This window comes from Candidatus Firestonebacteria bacterium RIFOXYD2_FULL_39_29 (assembly GCA_001778375.1).
In the GTDB taxonomy this organism is placed as follows: domain Bacteria; phylum Oederibacteriota; class D2-FULL-39-29; order D2-FULL-39-29; family D2-FULL-39-29; genus D2-FULL-39-29.
Genome location: MFGV01000091.1, coordinates 26,616 through 44,542 on the forward strand (window position 1 = coordinate 26,616; position 17,927 = coordinate 44,542).

Here is a 17,927-nt window from a genome sequence, read left to right on the forward strand (position 1 = left end):
ATATTCCGCTTTAAAATGTCTTCTCTTTTAACCAGTTTAATTCCGAAATGATAGAAGCATTAATATCAAGCTTTTTACCGGGAAGAACCCAGTAAGTGTACGTCTCGAGTTCAAGATGTTTGTAACCGTCTAAAATAATCTTTTTGAAGAATTCTTTCCCGAGATTTGTAACAGTTGAACCTATACTTTTCCCATCCCAGGTAACAGGGACATGAAAATGAACTGTCAATTCTCCCGGTTTAAAATCAAGAAGTGCATTGGAAAGATCGGCATATCTCGATATTTTCCCGTTACTTTTTATTCTTACCTGATGCAGATATTCCTTATCTGTGAAAGGAGTTAAAAGTGCACGTGCTTTTTCAATTGTTTGCAGTCTGGCTCTTAAACCGGCGGATATTTGAATTTTAACAACTTCAATACCGGCGCCCGTAAGCGTATCATACCATTTTAGAGGATCTTCAAACTCAACTCCTGCATGGCAGCAGTCAAGGCAAACGCCTATATACTTTTTAAATTTACCGCTTTTTTTTATCATTTTTTTAAAATATTTCACTGTAGAAGCGAGCGAATCAAGAAAGCAGTCCGGTTCCGGCTCAAGTGAAAGGATAATTCTCTTTCCCGTGTTCTTTTCAACAGCAGAAAGATATTCCGCTGTTTTTATTATATTTTTACTGCCCTTTTTCTTTACTTTCTTTCCGTAATGCAGAGGGACAGTTGATATTGTTCCGATTTCCCCGGCAGGCATTACCTTCACAAGTATATCGATAAGATCTTTTGTATAATCCACTCTTTCCTGCGAAGACCAATCAGGCAGGTAGACTTTTTCCTTTATTACTCCTCCGTGAAAGGAACCAAACGGGAATCCGTTTATAGTTACGACATAAAGAGAGTTTTTCTTCAGGAAATCCGTAAAAACATCAATTTCTTTTATCAGTTCTTTTGCAGCTGCTGCCGATATTCTCAATCCGACTGCAAATTCATCATTCGGGCAGAACTCCTTTTTTATTGCAAGAACATTCTCTTTTATTGTTTTAAAGTTATCCGTCCAATGTTCGCCTTTATGGATATTAAGGCAGTACATAAGATGGTTGTTATTTTTTATTCTCATTTTTCATTTCCCTGACTGCTTTTTCTATTTCGTCATGCGGCAAACTTTTTATAACGCATTTTTTTCCGAGACGATCCGGCATAACCAGATGAAGTTCCCCTCCGATATGCTGTCTAAATTCCTCTAATCCCCGGTAAATACTCAAAATACCATTTCGATCTCTCCTCTCCATCACCGGATGCCACAAATTAAACCCGCAATTTTTCAATCCATTATATACTCTTGTAAATTCCTTTGCAGATATAAGCTTTAAGTTCTTCGCAATTATCATATCCAGCACAACACCGAGCGCAACTGCCTCACCATGCCTCAATTCATATTTTGTCAGTACTTCAATAAAATGCCCGCTCCAGTGGCCAAAATCAAGAGGACGCGACGACCCGGTCTCAAAAGGGTCCTGTCCTGTTGAAATATGTTCTGCATGAAGCCTTGCTGAGGTAAATATCATCTTTTTTATTGCTTTGCGGTCGCCCTTTAAGAACCTTTCACTATTATTTACAAGAAAATTTAAAAATTTTCTATCTTTTATTATGGCTACCTTAAAAGCTTCGGCTGCTCCGCTTAATATATCACGTGTTCCGAGAGTTTGAAGAAAATTAAAATCATTTATAACGGCAAACGGCGGAGTAAAAGTGCCAAAATAATTTTTTGTTCCGTAATAATTAATTCCATTTTTGACTCCGACTCCGGAATCACATTGAGAAAGAACTGTTGTAGGAATACGGATCTGCCTTAACCCTCTATGGGTTATAGAAGCAAAATAACCCACCGTATCAAGTACGGCCCCGCCTCCTATTATAACTACAAACGAATGCCTGTCCAAAGAATTATCCCTCAGCAAACGCGCGACACGTCCCTGTAATTTTTTGTCATTTTTACACCACTCCCCCCCTTTTATTTTTACCCGGGGGATTACATATTCACCTCTTTCGGGGTTATTCTTAAACCACAGCCTTAATTTTTTCTCAACTTCAGGATATTCCAAGGAAACAGCCGAATCTATAAATACCATAATCCTGGAATTTTTATCTTTAAATATTTCTTTTAATATCCTGCCTCCGGAAGAAAACATATCACCGGTAAAATATATATTGTAATCAAATTCCACTTTTATTTTCTGTCTTATCTTCAATTTCCGCCCCGACTTTCAAGAATATTTTTTATACTCCTAGAGAGCTCTAAAATGCTCTCCGGATTACCCAAATAAATATCTGACGCATAAAACACCGGTTCATCTTCATCCACCCGGCCATGTGTCCCCTTAATAAGACCGGGGTCCTGCCTGATTTTAAACGGGTTCCGGCCCTTAAGCAGTTCACACGGATCATATCCGGGTTTATTATGGATATCTACATGTGATGCATACTCTGGCGCCTCTTTTTTGTCATCCCACCAGCGATAGTCAAACCAGCAGCCCCTTTTAGCTATTAGAACAATCTCCCCGCTCCGTTTATTCTCTATGCCGCTATTTCCGGACTTACCGTCAATTACCTGATCAACACCTTCCATCTTTTCAAATAAAGCTCTGACTTGACTCAACTTGTCAGGATCAAAAACGTAAACATGAGCAATCTGATGATCCGCAGCGGCAAAAGCCGGGCTTATATAATAATTTGGATACATCATTCCCCTGACATTTCTCGTTTTCAAAAGCCCCTCTGCTCTTAATAGCTTATTGGGAAATATAACATGTGAAGCAGGAGTAATTGAATAATCACCAAATACTAATACCTTATAACCCTGCTCTTTCGCAACAGTAAATAAAACTTCAAGGTATTCCATAACTATGTTAAGTGCGACCAATGCTTCTTTTGAATCAGGACCAAATCTCTGCAAATCATAATCAAGATGGGGAATATATGTAAATAAAAACCCCGGCTTTTCATTTAACATTACATTTTTTACGGCTTTTATGATCCAGTCACCGGATTTTCTTGAAGCAAAAGGGCCCCAGTAGCTGTGAAGCGGGAAATCAGATCCAATCTCTTTTTTTAACCGCTCATTAAGAGACACCGGATTTGACATACAATCAAGTATCATTCCGCCATGATGCTTATGCACCGGCGCAGGAGAGAAGAAGATATCACTGTCCATACCGAGTGATTGCTGAATAAACATTTGAGCGACTTTACCGCCGCGCGAACGGAAATTGTCCCATATTCTGCTGCCATCAATAAGCCTGCTGCTTTGTTCCCAAAACATCGGCTTCAATAATTTGTTTTCAAAATATCCGTTTCCCACTATTCCGTGCACAGAGGGAAGAACCGCTGTCCGTAAAGTTGCCTGAACCGTACAGGTTAACGCAGGGAAAAGTCCCTTTAAAGGTTTTATCTCCATTAAACCCAATTTTTCCTGTTTTAGATTCTTCACAAGAAAATTATAGCCCAGCGCCGCTATTTGTATTAATATTATTTTTTCATTCATTTTTTCTCTAACTTCCATAGAATACTTTTGCCGCTCTTCCTGAAAGATATAGGAACAAGCACATAAAAACAATAATAACTGCGGGATTTTCAAAGCCTGAAAAAATGATAAATGCCAGCTGTAAGATTATAAGACCCCTCACAAGGTTACCAATCAGTGAAGCGCGATTTCCTTTAACTTCATTGAAAGCAAATGCTGTCAGCCCGGCAACATAAATAGTTTCAATCAATGCCGCAATAGAAACATTAGTATTAATCGAAAGAGACACCAGACTGGCTCCGAGAATTATATTAGCGCCGCGGCAAAGTCCCATAACTGCAAAACCGGCAACCGGAATTTTTCTTGCAAAGGTATTATAAACAACAATAAGAAGCACAAGTATGATTGCGGCCATAAAGAAATCGGGACCAATCAGGATGCTTATAATAAGAGCAATAACTATCAAACATATTGCCGCTAATAACGCAGTGACCGGGTTTATTCTCCCTGAAGGAATCGGGCGAAAAGGGCGCTCTTTTTTATCTTTTTCTCTGTCAAAATAATCATTTAAAATAAGGCCGGACACATAGAAAATTACCGAACAAACAGCTGCGGGGATTAAATACAGTATTTTCGCATTACTCATCCCGGCAAGCAAAGCTCCCGCTATAACATCCCCGGGAACAGTAAACAAGTTTGGAGGTCTGACAATTTCCATCCATGCACGAAAAGCAGGATTTATTTTAAATTTCATTTACGGCTGCCTTTGATATTCGGAAACAGGAACAGGCTTAATATTATAGTCAGGTTTCCACTTCGAGGATTGATCGTAAAATTCATCAGCATTATCATGAAGAAGCATTTTTATTACTTTTTCATCGTGACCGTGTTCTTTCAGGTACTCAGTTGTTTTTGCAAGGGCTAAGGGATCAGAAACACCCCAGTCTGCGCTTCCGTTTACTACAAGCCTCTTCGCTCCATAAGTTTTAACTATTTCCGAAACCCGTTCAGGATTAAGCTTGGAATACGGATAGACTGTAAGTCCCAGAAAACAATCTGTCATCTGCGTAATCGGCATCGTTTCTTCCGTGTTATGATCTATTTCTATATGTTTTTGTGTTACACCTTCCGCTTTAATTATATCAACAATAACCTTTGCGCCTTTTGCTTTATTCATATGCGGCAAATGAACTATTACCTGCATTTTCTTTTTTTCCGCAAGAAGAAGCTGCTTTTTAAACGCATAAATCTCATTCTCGGTTATATTATTCAGTCCTATCTCTCCGACCGCGATACACCTCGGATGGTCAAGGTACTCCTCAATACCAAGAAGCACTTCATCTACAAGTTTTTTATTTTCCGCTTCTTTCGGATTGTAGGCAATGCAGGCGTAGTGATCTATGCCGAAGCGGGCAGCTCTTATTGTTTCAAATTCCAATATTAAACGAAAGTAATCAAAGAATGTACCGGCATACCTGCGGTCGCTTCCAAGCCAAAAAGAAGGCTCAACAACAACCCGGATCCCCGCTTTGTACATTGCCTGGTAATCATCCGTTGTCCTTGAATACATATGTATATGAGGTTCGATTATGAACATATATCCGGCCTTCCTTTTTTCATAACACCATAATGATTATAGGATTTATAAATACTAAAAACAAGAAATATTTACTTCCTATCAGGAAGGACAACAGGGCTGTCCTATGGGATGTAATGTCAGTGCTTTATTATTTTCTTTCCTACTCTTTCTATTTTTTCACTGACTCCTTCAAAACTAGGGTCAATATCCAAAGTCAGGGAGAAGTTTTTATAGGCTTCTTCGTAGTTCTCATTAATCTCCTGGATCAAACCAAGATTATATCTGGCATCGGGATAATAAGGATTTAAAGCAACTTCTTTTTTAAACTCTTCTTCCGCTTCTTTATACTGTAACAATCTGTAATTTAACTCTCCCAGATAAAAATGCGACCGGAGATCAATGGTATTTCCGGCAAGATCACTGTAAACAACCGAAGATCTGGCCAATTGTAAAGCATAATTGACTCTTTTCTTTCCCGCAGAATCAATAGCCATTCCAAGTTTTAAATTGGATATAAAAAGGAACATTTGTAAGGGTGCCGAAACAAGAAAAAGGGTCAAACAGAGGGAAAAGATTACAGCCCTTATTTTGTTAGTACCGAAACCTGTTTCAGATACTCCATAACCTGAAGCAAGAAGACCCAAAAAAGTAAAAAATAATACAGCAGACGGCGCTATCTTTAACGGAAAATTAAAGAACATATGAACTAAGAACGCAATAAGAGAGCAAAGCAACCCTATATATATGACTTTTTTATCATTCTCCTCTTTTGAGAGATTCCTGATTGCCCCAAAAATAACACTTCCTATAAAAAGTAAAAGCAGCAAGAGACCCAAAACTCCCAGCTCCGAACCTATCTGCAAGTAATCATTATGGGCATCCTTTGTAATAATATGCGGATATCCTGTAAATTCTTTTGTCTTCAAAAGTTTTGCTTCATACTCCGTAAAGCGAACTCTATAAGTACCGGCTCCAAAACCATTGACCGGTCTATCTTTAATCATAGAAACAGCGCTTTTCCACATAATCCAGCGGCCGCGCTCGGAAAATGTTTCAAACTGCCCGAGTTTTGCCAGCTTCCCGATAGCTTCATCCGGTTTAAAGGAAAAAACAAGAGCTGAAGCTATTGATATCAGAACTATTGCCGAAATTATAATCAGTTTTCTATACTTTGGTATGTAGATAACAAAAAGGATACCAAATACCAGAGCTCCTAAAGCCAGGCCTATCCAGGCATTCAAAGTCTGAGAAAAGAAGAGAGCGACTACAAGGAGAATAGTATTTATAGCATAAATAATCTTATATATCAGGTTCTCAACAACAAAAAACAACGCCATTGATACAGGAATTAAAAGGATAAGATAACCGCCCAGGAAATTTGCATTTCCCAGAGTAGAAGATATTCGTCCGGTAAAATTTGAGACCCTGAAAACAAAGTCCAGATGAAAATACTGAAATATTCCTATTACAGAAACGAAAAGCCCTGAGAGTAACGCAATATTCAAAAGTCCAAAATATACATTTTTATTTCCGTTGGAAATATGTACCACCGCGGCAAACAACCCGGCATAAAAAGTAAATTCAAGAGCCCATCTGAAGGAGATCACAGGATTAACAGAGTAGAAGGCCGAACCAAAAGCATAAAGAGCAAATATCAAAAGCATCGCAGAAACTTTGGCATTTATTTGTATTTTTTGAGATAAATATTTAAAGGCCATGATCAGAAATACAATGCTCAACAAGCTAAACACAACTATATTTTTGGGAGCCGAAAAAGCCTCCTTACAATAGCGCAAATATAAAAGCGGAGATAAAAACAACACAGTGGATATAAGAAGTAAAAGCATACAATATAATACTAGATATATTGTAGTTTGTAAAGTTTTTAAAGTTCGTAAGGTTTGTAAGGTTATTTTTACGAGTTATTAATATATTAAATTTTCCAAGCATACAAACAATATTTTAAATATATGATTATCAAGATTTTTAACCTTACAAACTTTACAAACCTTATGAACTTTTTCGCATTGACACGCGACGGCATTCTGCTTGAATTCGCAGTCGTTTAAATGCTACAATTTAGTCATATGAAACACTTGGTTAAGTTTCTATATCCCGGAATCAGATTGAAAAGGTGGATTTTTCTATTTATCCTCTCTTCCCTCGTTTTTTTATCGGGTTTATCAGGGGTAATGGGTAAGGCTTTCAAAGGAATCAGAATTAACCTTATAAATGTTGAAAAATACATTAACCCGATAAGAGATATGATAACTAACTCAACAAAACTTGTAACAATCGATATTATAGCTATCTTGCTCGGGGGCATTGTTTTTATTTTAGGAATACGGTTTTTCTTTAAAGCAATAAGCGCCCTCTATCCTTCGAAGATAGATGTTGTAAAGGCTTCTTATGACGAGTTGCAGCTTTTAAAAGGGCCCAGAATAGTAACGGTAGGCGGCGGAACCGGACTATCAACGCTTCTTAAAGGTCTTAAGGTTTATTCAAGTAATTTGACGGCAGTCGTAACCGTTGCAGATGACGGCGGCTCTTCGGGTAAACTCAGAAAACAACTAAAGATGCTTCCTCCCGGAGATATCAGAAGCTGTATGGTCGCGCTAGCTGACTCCTCAGGTCTCCTCGGGAAAGTCTTTCAATACAGATTTAATTCAAATAATAAAAACCTTGACGGGCATAGTTTTGGCAATCTGTTCATAGCCGCCCTTACAAATATCAGCGGAAGCTTTGAGAAAGGTGTCCAGGAAGCCAGTAAAATTCTGGCTATTCGCGGAAAAGTTCTTCCGGTAACACTGGAGAAGGTAGTACTGGAAGCCAAATTAAAAAACAAAAAAATAATAAAGGGTCAATCAAACATATCTCATTGTGCATATGCTATTGATAAAGTGTTTTTGGTTCCTTCAGACCCGCTGCCTTCCAACACGGCTCTAAGTGATATAAAAAAAGCAAAATTAATTATTCTTGGACCCGGGTCTCTCTATACCAGTATTATTCCTAACCTCTTAATTAAAGAAGTCAGTGATGCAATATATCATTCCAAAGCTAAAGTAGTCTATATTTGCAATATAATGACCCAGCCGGGAGAGACTAAAGGCTACCGCTTGAGCGACCATGTAAATGCAATAAATAACCACGTTGGTTACAGGGACCTTATTAACTATGTCATAGTAAACAATCACTACAATATTCCTGAAAAAGTCTTGGTGAAATACGCTAAAAAGAATTCTTATCCTGTTGAAATAGACAGCAATAATATGAAGACCTATTCCGTAAAAATTATCAGTGATGACCTGGTTCAGATAGCAGACGGTCTGGTCAGACACGATCCGGAAAAGCTGGCAAAGATAATACTGCGCCTTACTTTATAGTTGGCGCAAACTAATAATTAAAAAAGAAGGAAAATAAAAACAATATTTGTTTGTATCAGTGGAATCCAATAGTTCTGCAATCTCATCAAAAGATCCGCCTAATATAATTGGCGGAAGTGTCCGCCAAAGTTCGACTTTGGCGAGACCTCGCCCTCAGGGCGGGAAATCTATTTAACAAGGAGAATTATGAGTACTGAGAAAGTAACATTAATGATCGGAGTTTCAGGTGTACGGGGAATAGTCGGAGAAACTCTTACTCCGGAGCTGATCACACGTCTTGGAGTTGCTTTTGGAACTTATATGAACTCCGGACGCGTCGTAGTGGGAAGAGATACCAGAGTTTCCGGTGTTATGATAAAACACTCAATCCTTGCCGGCCTTATATCAACCGGTTGTGAAGTCATCGATCTGGGAATAGTCACCACCCCTTCCTGCTCACTTATGGTAAAAGAATTAAAAGCCGACGGCGCAATAATTATCACGGGTTCCCATAATCCTATAGAGTGGAACGCTTTAAAATTTTTAAAAGGCAACGGTGTATTTTTAAACGATGAGGAAGGCAAGCAGCTGCTTAATATTTATTATCAAGGCGCTTTCAAAAAAGTGCGCTGGGACGGCCTGCACCGTGTAACGGAAGATAATACTGCAGCCGAAAAACATATTAAGAAAATACTTGCGAACGTAAATGTAAAGCAGATCCGTAAAAAGAAGTATAAAGTAGCCCTGGACAGCTGTAACGGCGCAGGAGCAATAATTACCCCGCTTTTCCTTAAAGAGCTGGGCTGTGAGGTCGTACCTATTCATTGCGAGCCAAACGGGCTCTTTCCTCACAATCCGGAACCCATTTTCATCAATCTGCAGGATCTTTGCAAAAAAGTAAAGACCACCAAATCAGATATAGGTTTTGCACAGGATGCAGACGCAGACAGAGTTGCCATAGTCGACGGAAACGGGCATTATCTCGGAGAAGAATATTCCGTCGCCCTGGCCTCTTCTTATCTTTTAAAGAAAAACCGAGGCAGCACGGTAGTCGTCAACATGTCCACATCAAAGATGATGGACGATATAGCAAAAAAATACAATGCAACCCTGATCCGGACTAAAGTTGGGGAAGTACACGTGGCAGAACGGATGATGGCAGAGAAAGCAGTAATAGGCGGAGAAGGTAACGGCGGGGTAATGTGGCCTAAAATTCATCCTGTCAGGGATTCACTCGTAGGTATTGCCCTGGCCCTTCAGAATATGGCTGAAAGCGGAAAAACTATACGACAACTGGCGGATGAACTCCCCAAATATTACATAGTAAAAGAAAAAATCACATGCGCCCCAAAAGATGCCCATAAAGTTATGGAACAAGTAAAAATACTATATCAAAAAGACAAAGTTGAAACTATTGACGGAGTAACAATCACTAAAAATGGTACAAGGATCAGCATAAGGCCATCCAACACAGAACCGATTTTCAGGATCTTTGTAGAATCAAATTCTCACAGCAAATCATTAAGGATCGCATTGGATATCAAGAAGATTATCGCGGGGATACTGAAGAAGATAGGATAAACAAAGTAATTCCAATCACTAAGATCAAAGCACTAAATTCTAAACAAAGAGAAAATGTTTAAGCATTAATCAATAAACAAAGCACTGGTTAATATATATTCAATGATTTTGTTTAGAATTTAGTTCTTAGTGATTGATGTAGCTTCTATGCAAGCAATGCAACCACCGCTACAACATGTTTAGACGAGATAGTATAATCGGATACAATCTTTCCGACTCCCTTTTTCTTTGCGAGTTTTGCGGTCTTTCCAGACAAACGTATTTTCACGATATTTCCTTTAAACTTCACTTTTATATCGCAGAAATTGGTATAGGCATTCCAACCCATACCCAGAGCCTTAAGAACTGCTTCCTTTAAAGCAAAAATGACGGAATACTTCACATAATTGCCGTTTACTCCGAAATATTCTTTGATCTCCGCAGTACTGAACACTTTTTTCAAGAAAACTCCGGCTGAAGGTTTAGATAACGCCGCCTTCATCCTTTTTTTCTCAAATATGTCAATTCCCAGACCTTTTAGTTTCATCTTTGAAAAACGATTCCCCTTCCGCCAGTTATATTAGGCGGATCTCTCAACGATCCGCCCTATATCCATTGGCGGATCTTTTGAGGAGATTACAATGCTACTGGATTCTCCGCCCTTGGCGAGATCTCACCAAAGGTGGACACTACTGATACTAAATGCCGCCCCAATAAAATACAATCTGAGAATCTCTCCATTTTTTATTTCTATACTTTCTTATGCATTCAAAAAGAAAAAGGGACCGAAGAAACTCCGGCCCCTTTTAATTCCTATTTACCCTGCTTGTCGCAGGCTTGTTTTATGAACTTTGTAGCATCGCCTACGGTTTTCACCGAAAGAGCAGAATCTTCTTCCATCTCAATGTCAAAGGCAACTTCAAAAGCAGCTACCAATTCGATACTGGCAAAAGAATCAGCGCCCAGATCTTTTACAAATTCAGCTGTAGGGACTACTTTATCCGCGCTCACCTTAAGCTGTTTTACCACTACTTCTTTTACTTTTGCCTCTACTGCCGTTATATCCATTTTAATCTCCTCCGTTTCTATAATATTTTACTAAATAACGGTCGTCTTTCTGACCCAGTATTTCACATCCTCTTTCATCATATCTTTAAGCGCAAGAATATATTTCTCTTCTTCCGCTCCCATTGTGCATTTCCTTCTTCCCATGGCATATTTCGCCGTTTCCATGCTTTTCTGAGCTTTAAAGAACTTATCGTTCATCATCCAGCTGAAGGAAGGAATATACTTCGGAGCTACACCGCCGTTTCCGACCACATTGCTCATCATTCCGACCATTGTACCGGTGTTAAGTAAAGTTCCGATGGAAGTCTTGGTGTGATCTCCGATAAAGGAACCCACTTTGCCGTCGCCGGTATCCATTAACTCGCCCTTTACATAAAGCGAAACAGGGCCATAGTCATTTTTAAGATCGGAGTTGGTGGTCATAGCACCAAGGTTAACCCATTCACAAAGATATGCGTGACCCAGGAAACCGTCATGATATTTATTGGAATGACCGTGTATGATCGCGTCTTCCACTTCACCGCCGACTCTGCAGACAGGGCCTATTGCCGATCCGGTCCTTAAATTGGTACCAAAGAGCTGGGTCTTTTTACCTACTGCATTCGGACCCTCTATTCTTGTAAACGGAAATACGGTAACATCTTCGTCAATAATTATGGGACCGGCCGTAACATCAAGACAGACAAACGGGTGAATATCAGCGCCCTTGGCAATATATACATTCTTTTTATCGCCAAGAATAGCAGCCATAGGATGTAATTTTCCTTCAATTACTCCGCCCTTTCCTATTATTTTAAAATCGTCTTCTATCGCTGACGGGTTCTTCTGTACCAGGTTCCACGGCCATTCTACGATATACGCCTCTGAGGGAACTTTTTTGAGAGCAGCTTTCAAATTACTCATCATCTTCGTAATATCAGCATCATAAGCTTTTGCAAGAGTCCCTTTTAAAGCCCTCGCATAAATAACATCGCCGTTTGCCGCAGTTGCTATTTCTTCGCCGCCGTTTAATTCAATTTTTGTCCCTGCAGTCAAAAGCACGGCTCCGTTAATAAAAAGTGTATCTTCGCTTTTTATCTGGTTAGCATTATTTATCACATCAGCGCCCATCTTCTCTTTCATGAAAGCCGCTATCATATCCCTGACTATATAGGATACTTTTGTTCCCTTAAATTTCCTGACAATTTTCTCATACAGCATCGTATGCCCGCACTTTAACATGAAAGTAGGCCTCATGTAAGTCAACGGGTACAGATTATCAAACTTCGCATCTTCAAATACAACTACCTGCATATCTTTATCCCCCTTAGTTTCGCGTTATTTTTATATCCTTTTTCGAGTTGTCGAATTTAGTGCTTCGAATTTGATTCTATTTTACATTCTCATATGTATCTGCCGCAATCCTGACTTCTTCATCAGTAGGAATAATAAACACTTTGACTTTTGAATCGGCCGCGGATATTTCCCTTTCTTTTTTTGCCTTATCGAGATTTCTTTTTGCGTCAAATTTTATCCCGAGAGTTTCCATGTTTGAACAAATATACTCCCTGACAAATTCATCTTTTTCTCCGATTCCGCCGGTAAAGACAATCGCATCAGTCCCGTTAAGAACAGCCATGTACGAACCGATGTACTTTTTTATTTTATAACTGAATATCTCAAAAGCAAGTTTCGCCCTTTCATTTCCCTTGGCGATTGCTTCATGAATATTTCGCATATCATTGGATATTCCTGAAATCCCGAGCACACCTGATTTCTTATTCATCATGGTGTTTATCTTATCCAGATCCATGCCTTCCTTACCTGCAAGATAGAAAATAATAGCAGGATCAATATCACCGCTTCTTGTTCCCATCGCTACACCTTCCAGCGGAGTAAGACCCATGCTTGTATCTACTGACTTGCCGTTTTTTACCGCAGTAATGGAAGAACCGTTACCGAGATGACAGGTTATCACACTTACCGCATATTTGTCCTTCTTTAGAAGCTCTGCGGCCCTGCGCGCCACATACCTATGGGAAGTACCATGAAACCCGTATTTCCTTACTTTATATTTATCGTAAACCTCGTAAGGTAAAGCGTAAAGAAATGCATGTTTTGGTATGGTAGTATGAAAAGCCGTATCAAAAGCTGCCAGCTGTTTTGCGTGAGGCATAAGGTCTTTTGCAGCTTTAATCCCTGCCATGTTAGGCGGGTTATGAAGCGGAGCCAGGTCATAATACTCTTCAATGGTTTTAATAACCTCATCATTAATAAGCACAGAACCTGTAAAAGCCTCTCCACCATGCACTACGCGATGACCTACGGCCGTGATTTCTTTAGTATCCTTTACTACCCCCTGTTCTTTATCCGCCAGGAGTGCAATTACCAGCTTTAAACCCGCTTCGTGACTGGGAATAGGAGTCATAACTTCATGTTTTGGTTTGCCTTTCAATTCATGAATTATTTTACTGTCTTTCGCTCCGATTTTATCAATCATGCCTGAAGCAAGTAAATCTCCGGCAGGCATTTCAAACAGTTTATATTTTACGGAAGAACTTCCTGAGTTAAGCACCAGTATTTTCATCGGGTTATCCTTTCTTCTGGGCTTTCACAGCCATGATAGCTGCTACGCCGACAATATCTTTAACTGAAGCTCCTCTGGAAAGGTCGCTCACCGGCTTGGAAAATCCCTGCAATATCGGGCCATAAGCTTTGGCATTTGCAAGATATTGAGTTAATTTGTAAGAAATATTTCCGGACTGCAAATCAGGGAATATCAGAGTATTTGCTTTTCCTGCCACGTCGCTTTTTTCTTTTACTTTTTTTGCAGCCACAGCAGCTACAAGAGCGGTATCAGCCTGAAACTCACCGTCAACCATCAAGTTAGGCATTTTTTCTTTTACTATTTTAAGCGCCGCAAGTACCTTATCTACATTCGGATGTGACGCAGAACCTTTGGTAGAGAAAGAAAGCATCGCCACTCTGGGTTCCATACCAAGGACTTCTTTCGTGCTCATAGCGGAAGCCATCGCAATATCGGCAAGCGCTTCTGCGTTTGGATCTATGTTAACCGCACAATCGGAATATAGCAGGGTTTTATCCTTTTCTCCGAGAGCTTCCGGCACAACCATAATGAAGAAACTAGACGGGGTAGAAATACCTTTTTGGAAACCGATAGCAAGCACCGAAACCTGGATGATAGTCGCGGTAGCATTAGCAGCTCCGGCAACCATTCCGTCCGCATCCCCGGTTGAAACCATCATAGCTCCAAAAAATAGATTCTTCTTTACCAGTCTTTTAGCCATCCCTTCAGAGACATCCGGTCTTTTTGACATATACGCTTTCGCATATGAGTCAAGTTTTGGAGAGCTTACCGGATCAATTATGGTTACACCGCTTAGATTAAGAGAAAGTTTTGCAGCCCTTTCTTTAATGCTGTTTGGCTCGCCTATAACCGCGGGAATTGCGATTTTTTCTTTTGCTATTTCAGCGGCGGAAGAGAGTATTCTGTCGTCTTCGCCTTCAGGAAGGACAATTTTTTTTAGTTCTTTTTTTGCCTGCTCTTTAAATTTCTCTATAAGATCCATGGATCTTCTCCTTGAGGAATGATTATGGGATTAGAGTAAAGCAAGCCGCCGGTTTTATCCGGCGGCTTTTTTGTTTTCTTATTATTTTGCCAACGAACTCGGATACTTTCCTTTAAGCATTGAAGCTGCGTCTTTGTCCAGAACAACTACGACATCAGCATGCGTCTGAAGGAAGGAAGCCGGCACCATATGTGATATCGCTCCTTCTATCATGTGAGCGACCACCGCAGCTTTGTTCTTGCCGTTCGCAAGAAGCACTATTTTTCTCGCTTCAAGTATGGTTCCGTTGCCCATGGAAACAGCAAAGGTAGGTACGTCAGATTTTTTCGCGAAAAATCTCGCATTGTCCTGTATTGTCCCTTCGGTTAAAGAAACTTTTCTTGTTCTGGTGTTCATCCCGGAAAGAGGTTCGTTAAATGCAATGTGACCATTTGAACCTATTCCAAGCACCTGGATATCAATACCGCCCCAGGCCACTATTTTTTTCTCATATTCCGCGCAACCGGCGGCAATATCCTTTGCCAGGCCGTTCGGTACGTTGGTATTTTTCTTATCAATGTTTACTTGATCAAAAAGGTTCGTATTCATAAAATATCTGTAGCTTTGATCGTGGGTTTCCGCAAGGCCGACATATTCGTCAAGATTAAAAGTTCTTACACTCGCAAAGTCAAGTTTTCCCGCTTTGTTCATCTTTATTAGTTCCCCGTACATCTTAACAGGAGTAGAACCTGTAGCAAGACCGAGTATCGGATTCTTTTTTGATTTCAATACTTCTGCTACAACTTCCGCGCCGCAAACTGACATTTCTTCAACTGTATTTTTTACTATTACTTCCATTTTTCCTCCTTAAGGAAATAGAATTAAGATGCTTTTCAGAAAAAACCACCCCGGCAATCTAAATTCGGGGCGGCAGAGATTTAACTGATATGTTTTAACCTGTATTACTAGATTTTTGTAATATTTATGGCTTGCGGACCTTTTGCACCATCAGTAACTTCAAATTTTACTTCCTGCCCTGCAGCCAGGGTCTTGAAACCTTCCCCTTGAATAGCGGAATAATGAGCAAACACATCCCCGCCGCCTTCCTGCTCTATGAATCCATAACCTTTTGCTTCATTAAACCACTTAACTTTCCCTTTCTTTTCCATCTTTACTGCCTCCCTTGAAAATTAACCCTAAAATAACAGGTTTTTGCTGTAAGAATTGACTATTTCAGAGAAAAATGACTTTAATGAGTAAGATTTTAGCATAAAAAATGCCGGCTTGTCAAATGCTTATTTATTCCTGCTTATTTATTCCCGGAATAAACGAAAATAAAGACTGTTTATAACGTTAAAACGTTACAAACCCAGTCCCTAGCACCCAAAACCTGACACCTTGTCTATTTTCACTTATAATAATTAAACGTTATTTCCGCCGTAGCCATCTTTCGATAAAAAGCATAATCTTCGTTGGTTGCTTTACTGCCCTGAAAAACCATATCCAGGCCGTTCCAGATGGAGAACCAACCGGCAGGTTCCAATAATACGAGCATAACAGCCGCATTTAAGGAATTTTGATTGTAATAACTCATTACAGCAGCGCAAGCGGTAAGAAAGAATCCAAGTAATGCAAAAAGTATTCCGTTACCAACCTTTGTGCTTCTTTCTTTTTTCAGGATCTGCATATGCTTATGAAAATGATCATGCAAGCGCTTTCTTATTAAAAGCTCTTTTTCTTTATCACAAAGATTTTCCGGAAGCATGAACTTTAATTCCAACCCCGATACCTTTTCCCTTGCAGCCCTCTTGGCTTCAATCAAAAAGTCAAAAGAGAGCACTCTATGATCATAAGGCCGCGGGTCAAAGTCGGAAAATATATCATCATAGGTATCAAGAACTAAAGATATTTCTGATTCGTCTACGAGTTTGTTACGTTTATCAACTGTTTGGTCGCTTATTTTCATAATAGTTAACTCCAGTAAACCGTTGCACGTTACACGTTGCTCAAGTTACTCACGTTCTAAATTAATGTGGTATCAATTAAATATTGCGGGTCTCTTTCCCGCGCACATTAAATTGTCAATCGTCATTTGTAAATCGTAAATTACTTTTTTGTTGGTTTATACAGCGGTGACAATTTCCTTAGCCTATCTACTGTTTCTGAAAATTTTTCCAGCACAATTGAAAGCTCATCTTCTGTCGTATTCTTTCCGAGAGTAAATCTTACGGAGCCGTGTGAAAGTTCATGGGATAATCCTAATGACATTAAAACATGAGAAGGTTCCAGTGAACCGGAAGTACAGGCGGAACCTGAAGAAGCGCAAATCCCTTCCATGTCCAGATTAAGTATCATGGACTCACCTTCAATATATTTTACAGATACATTTACATTATTTGGGAGCCGCTTTATTGCGTGACCGTTTAATTTAACCTCGGGAATTATTTTCATCAGACCTTCTATAAATTTATCTCTAAGTCCTGATATTCTCTTTGCTTCTTTCTCCATATTTTGCATGGCAATTTCACATGCCTTGCCAAATCCGACTATTCCCGGAACATTCTCAGTGCCGGCTCTTCTTCTTTTTTCCTGTTCTCCACCGTGAATAAAAGGAGATATTTTAACACCTTTTCTGATGTATAAACCGCCGATCCCTTTTGGTCCGTATAATTTATGCGCAGAAACTGAAAGGAGGTCAATGTTCATCTTTTCCACATCAATAGGGAGAGAACCTGCCATCTGCACGGCATCCGTATGAAATACTATCTTTTTCTCCCTTGCAATTTTTCCGATCTCCGCTATCGGTTGAAGTACACCTATCTCGTTATTCGCAGCCATGATGGAAATAAGTATTGTTTTATCCGTAATCGCCTTTTTCAACTCCTCAAGGTTAACAAGCCCGTCAGTATCAACCGGTAAATAAGTCACTTTAAAGCCTTCTTTCTCAAGATAATGACATGTCTCCAATACTGCATGATGTTCGATTTTGCACGTAATTATATGATTACCCTTTGTTCTATTGGCATAAGCAGCCCCCTTGATAGCATGATTATCAGATTCAGTCCCCCCGCTTGTAAATATTACTTCCGACTGATCAGCACCTATGATTTTTGCAAATGACTCCCGCGCCTCTTCTATCGCCTTTTTTGATTCTCTCCCGTAATGATAAATAGTAGATGCGTTACCGAATAACTCCATAAAGTAAGGCGTCATAGCAGAAAGAACGTCCGGATGGACAGGGGTCGTGGCTGCGTAGTCAAGATATATACGTTTCATGTTTCTCCTATTTTCACATAAAT

General features: G+C 39.6%; 17 protein-coding genes. 2 read left to right on the forward strand and 15 right to left on the reverse strand.

Annotated elements, in window-relative coordinates; genetic code table 11:
* Positions 1 to 10: 10 nt before the first annotated feature.
* The 6 genes from A2536_10230 to A2536_10255 all read right to left on the reverse strand — a co-directional run bounded on the left by A2536_10230 (position 11) and on the right by A2536_10255 (position 6,841).
* Positions 11 to 1,108, reverse strand: a complete 1,098-nt coding sequence (locus A2536_10230; GenBank protein ID OGF44214.1) for a hypothetical protein — start codon at positions 1,106 to 1,108, stop codon at positions 11 to 13.
* Positions 1,092 to 2,240 carry a hypothetical protein gene (locus tag A2536_10235; protein ID OGF44215.1) on the reverse strand — a complete coding sequence of 383 codons (1,149 nt, stop codon included), beginning with the start codon at positions 2,238 to 2,240 and terminating at the stop codon, positions 1,092 to 1,094. Before A2536_10235 ends, A2536_10230 begins: the two co-directional genes overlap by 17 nt.
* A complete protein-coding gene (locus tag A2536_10240) occupies positions 2,237 to 3,550 on the reverse strand; it encodes a hypothetical protein (protein OGF44216.1) in 1,314 nt (437 codons plus the stop codon). The genes A2536_10235 and A2536_10240 overlap by 4 nt, the downstream gene beginning before the upstream one ends.
* Positions 3,540 to 4,265 (reverse strand): hypothetical protein, encoded by a 726-nt coding sequence (locus A2536_10245; GenBank protein OGF44217.1) that lies wholly within the window; start codon positions 4,263 to 4,265, stop codon positions 3,540 to 3,542. Before A2536_10245 ends, A2536_10240 begins: the two co-directional genes overlap by 11 nt.
* Positions 4,266 to 5,108 carry a hypothetical protein gene (locus A2536_10250; GenBank protein ID OGF44218.1) on the reverse strand — a complete coding sequence of 281 codons (843 nt, stop codon included), beginning with the start codon at positions 5,106 to 5,108 and terminating at the stop codon, positions 4,266 to 4,268.
* A 119-nt stretch (positions 5,109 to 5,227) separates the two neighbouring features.
* Positions 5,228 to 6,841 carry a hypothetical protein gene (locus A2536_10255; GenBank protein ID OGF44219.1) on the reverse strand — a complete coding sequence of 538 codons (1,614 nt, stop codon included), beginning with the start codon at positions 6,839 to 6,841 and terminating at the stop codon, positions 5,228 to 5,230.
* A gap of 336 nt (positions 6,842 to 7,177) precedes the next feature.
* On the opposite strand from A2536_10255, the gene A2536_10260 reads away from it, so the two are divergent.
* Together A2536_10260 and A2536_10265 are read left to right on the forward strand one after the other, a co-directional pair.
* On the forward strand, positions 7,178 to 8,473 hold the full coding sequence (locus A2536_10260) for a hypothetical protein (protein OGF44220.1): 1,296 nt from the start codon (positions 7,178 to 7,180) through the stop codon (positions 8,471 to 8,473).
* Between the two features lie 186 nt (positions 8,474 to 8,659).
* Positions 8,660 to 10,033, forward strand: a complete 1,374-nt coding sequence (locus tag A2536_10265; GenBank protein ID OGF44221.1) for a phosphoglucosamine mutase — start codon at positions 8,660 to 8,662, stop codon at positions 10,031 to 10,033.
* 145 nt (positions 10,034 to 10,178) lie between these two features.
* Here A2536_10265 and A2536_10270 read toward each other — a convergent pair whose 3' ends face one another.
* The 9 genes from A2536_10270 to A2536_10310 form a co-directional block, all read right to left on the reverse strand.
* Positions 10,179 to 10,559 carry a hypothetical protein gene (locus A2536_10270; GenBank protein ID OGF44222.1) on the reverse strand — a complete coding sequence of 127 codons (381 nt, stop codon included), beginning with the start codon at positions 10,557 to 10,559 and terminating at the stop codon, positions 10,179 to 10,181.
* Positions 10,560 to 10,825: 266 nt separating this feature from the next.
* Positions 10,826 to 11,074 (reverse strand): acyl carrier protein, encoded by a 249-nt coding sequence (locus A2536_10275; protein OGF44263.1) that lies wholly within the window; start codon positions 11,072 to 11,074, stop codon positions 10,826 to 10,828.
* Positions 11,075 to 11,110: 36 nt separating this feature from the next.
* Positions 11,111 to 12,373, reverse strand: a complete 1,263-nt coding sequence (locus A2536_10280; GenBank protein ID OGF44223.1) for a hypothetical protein — start codon at positions 12,371 to 12,373, stop codon at positions 11,111 to 11,113.
* Between the two features lie 76 nt (positions 12,374 to 12,449).
* Entirely contained in the window at positions 12,450 to 13,646 is a 1,197-nt protein-coding gene (locus A2536_10285) for an acetate kinase (GenBank protein ID OGF44224.1), read from the reverse strand.
* A 4-nt stretch (positions 13,647 to 13,650) separates the two neighbouring features.
* Positions 13,651 to 14,649, reverse strand: a complete 999-nt coding sequence (locus tag A2536_10290; GenBank protein OGF44225.1) for a phosphate acetyltransferase — start codon at positions 14,647 to 14,649, stop codon at positions 13,651 to 13,653.
* Positions 14,650 to 14,730: 81 nt separating this feature from the next.
* Complete coding sequence (locus A2536_10295) at positions 14,731 to 15,486, reverse strand: glucosamine-6-phosphate deaminase (protein OGF44226.1); 756 nt, start codon at positions 15,484 to 15,486, stop codon at positions 14,731 to 14,733.
* Positions 15,487 to 15,593: 107 nt separating this feature from the next.
* Positions 15,594 to 15,797 carry a cold-shock protein gene (locus A2536_10300; GenBank protein ID OGF44227.1) on the reverse strand — a complete coding sequence of 68 codons (204 nt, stop codon included), beginning with the start codon at positions 15,795 to 15,797 and terminating at the stop codon, positions 15,594 to 15,596.
* Positions 15,798 to 16,036: 239 nt separating this feature from the next.
* The gene (locus tag A2536_10305) at positions 16,037 to 16,594 is read right to left on the reverse strand and encodes a hypothetical protein (protein OGF44228.1); all 558 of its coding nucleotides are present in this window, start codon (positions 16,592 to 16,594) and stop codon (positions 16,037 to 16,039) included.
* Positions 16,595 to 16,734: 140 nt separating this feature from the next.
* Positions 16,735 to 17,904: a cysteine desulfurase NifS gene (locus A2536_10310; GenBank protein ID OGF44229.1), complete on the reverse strand. Its 1,170-nt coding sequence runs from the start codon at positions 17,902 to 17,904 to the stop codon at positions 16,735 to 16,737.
* Positions 17,905 to 17,927 lie beyond the last annotated feature (23 nt).

Excerpts from the sequence above, each read along its gene's own strand:
- A2536_10285 (OGF44224.1), bottom strand. The coding sequence starts at position 13,646 with ATGAAAATACTGGTGCTTAACTCAGGAAGTTCTTCCGTAAAATATAAA.
- A2536_10250 (OGF44218.1), bottom strand. The coding sequence starts at position 5,108 with ATGTTCATAATCGAACCTCATATACATATGTATTCAAGGACAACGGAT.
- A2536_10265 (OGF44221.1), top strand. The coding sequence starts at position 8,660 with ATGAGTACTGAGAAAGTAACATTAATGATCGGAGTTTCAGGTGTACGG.
- A2536_10240 (OGF44216.1), bottom strand. The coding sequence starts at position 3,550 with ATGGAAGTTAGAGAAAAAATGAATGAAAAAATAATATTAATACAAATA.
- A2536_10245 (OGF44217.1), bottom strand. The coding sequence starts at position 4,265 with ATGAAATTTAAAATAAATCCTGCTTTTCGTGCATGGATGGAAATTGTC.
- A2536_10305 (OGF44228.1), bottom strand. The coding sequence starts at position 16,594 with ATGAAAATAAGCGACCAAACAGTTGATAAACGTAACAAACTCGTAGAC.
- A2536_10280 (OGF44223.1), bottom strand. The coding sequence starts at position 12,373 with ATGCAGGTAGTTGTATTTGAAGATGCGAAGTTTGATAATCTGTACCCG.
- A2536_10300 (OGF44227.1), bottom strand. The coding sequence starts at position 15,797 with ATGGAAAAGAAAGGGAAAGTTAAGTGGTTTAATGAAGCAAAAGGTTAT.
- A2536_10230 (OGF44214.1), bottom strand. The coding sequence starts at position 1,108 with ATGAGAATAAAAAATAACAACCATCTTATGTACTGCCTTAATATCCAT.
- A2536_10270 (OGF44222.1), bottom strand. The coding sequence starts at position 10,559 with ATGAAACTAAAAGGTCTGGGAATTGACATATTTGAGAAAAAAAGGATG.
- A2536_10310 (OGF44229.1), bottom strand. The coding sequence starts at position 17,904 with ATGAAACGTATATATCTTGACTACGCAGCCACGACCCCTGTCCATCCG.
- A2536_10260 (OGF44220.1), top strand. The coding sequence starts at position 7,178 with ATGAAACACTTGGTTAAGTTTCTATATCCCGGAATCAGATTGAAAAGG.
- A2536_10295 (OGF44226.1), bottom strand. The coding sequence starts at position 15,486 with ATGGAAGTAATAGTAAAAAATACAGTTGAAGAAATGTCAGTTTGCGGC.
- A2536_10290 (OGF44225.1), bottom strand. The coding sequence starts at position 14,649 with ATGGATCTTATAGAGAAATTTAAAGAGCAGGCAAAAAAAGAACTAAAA.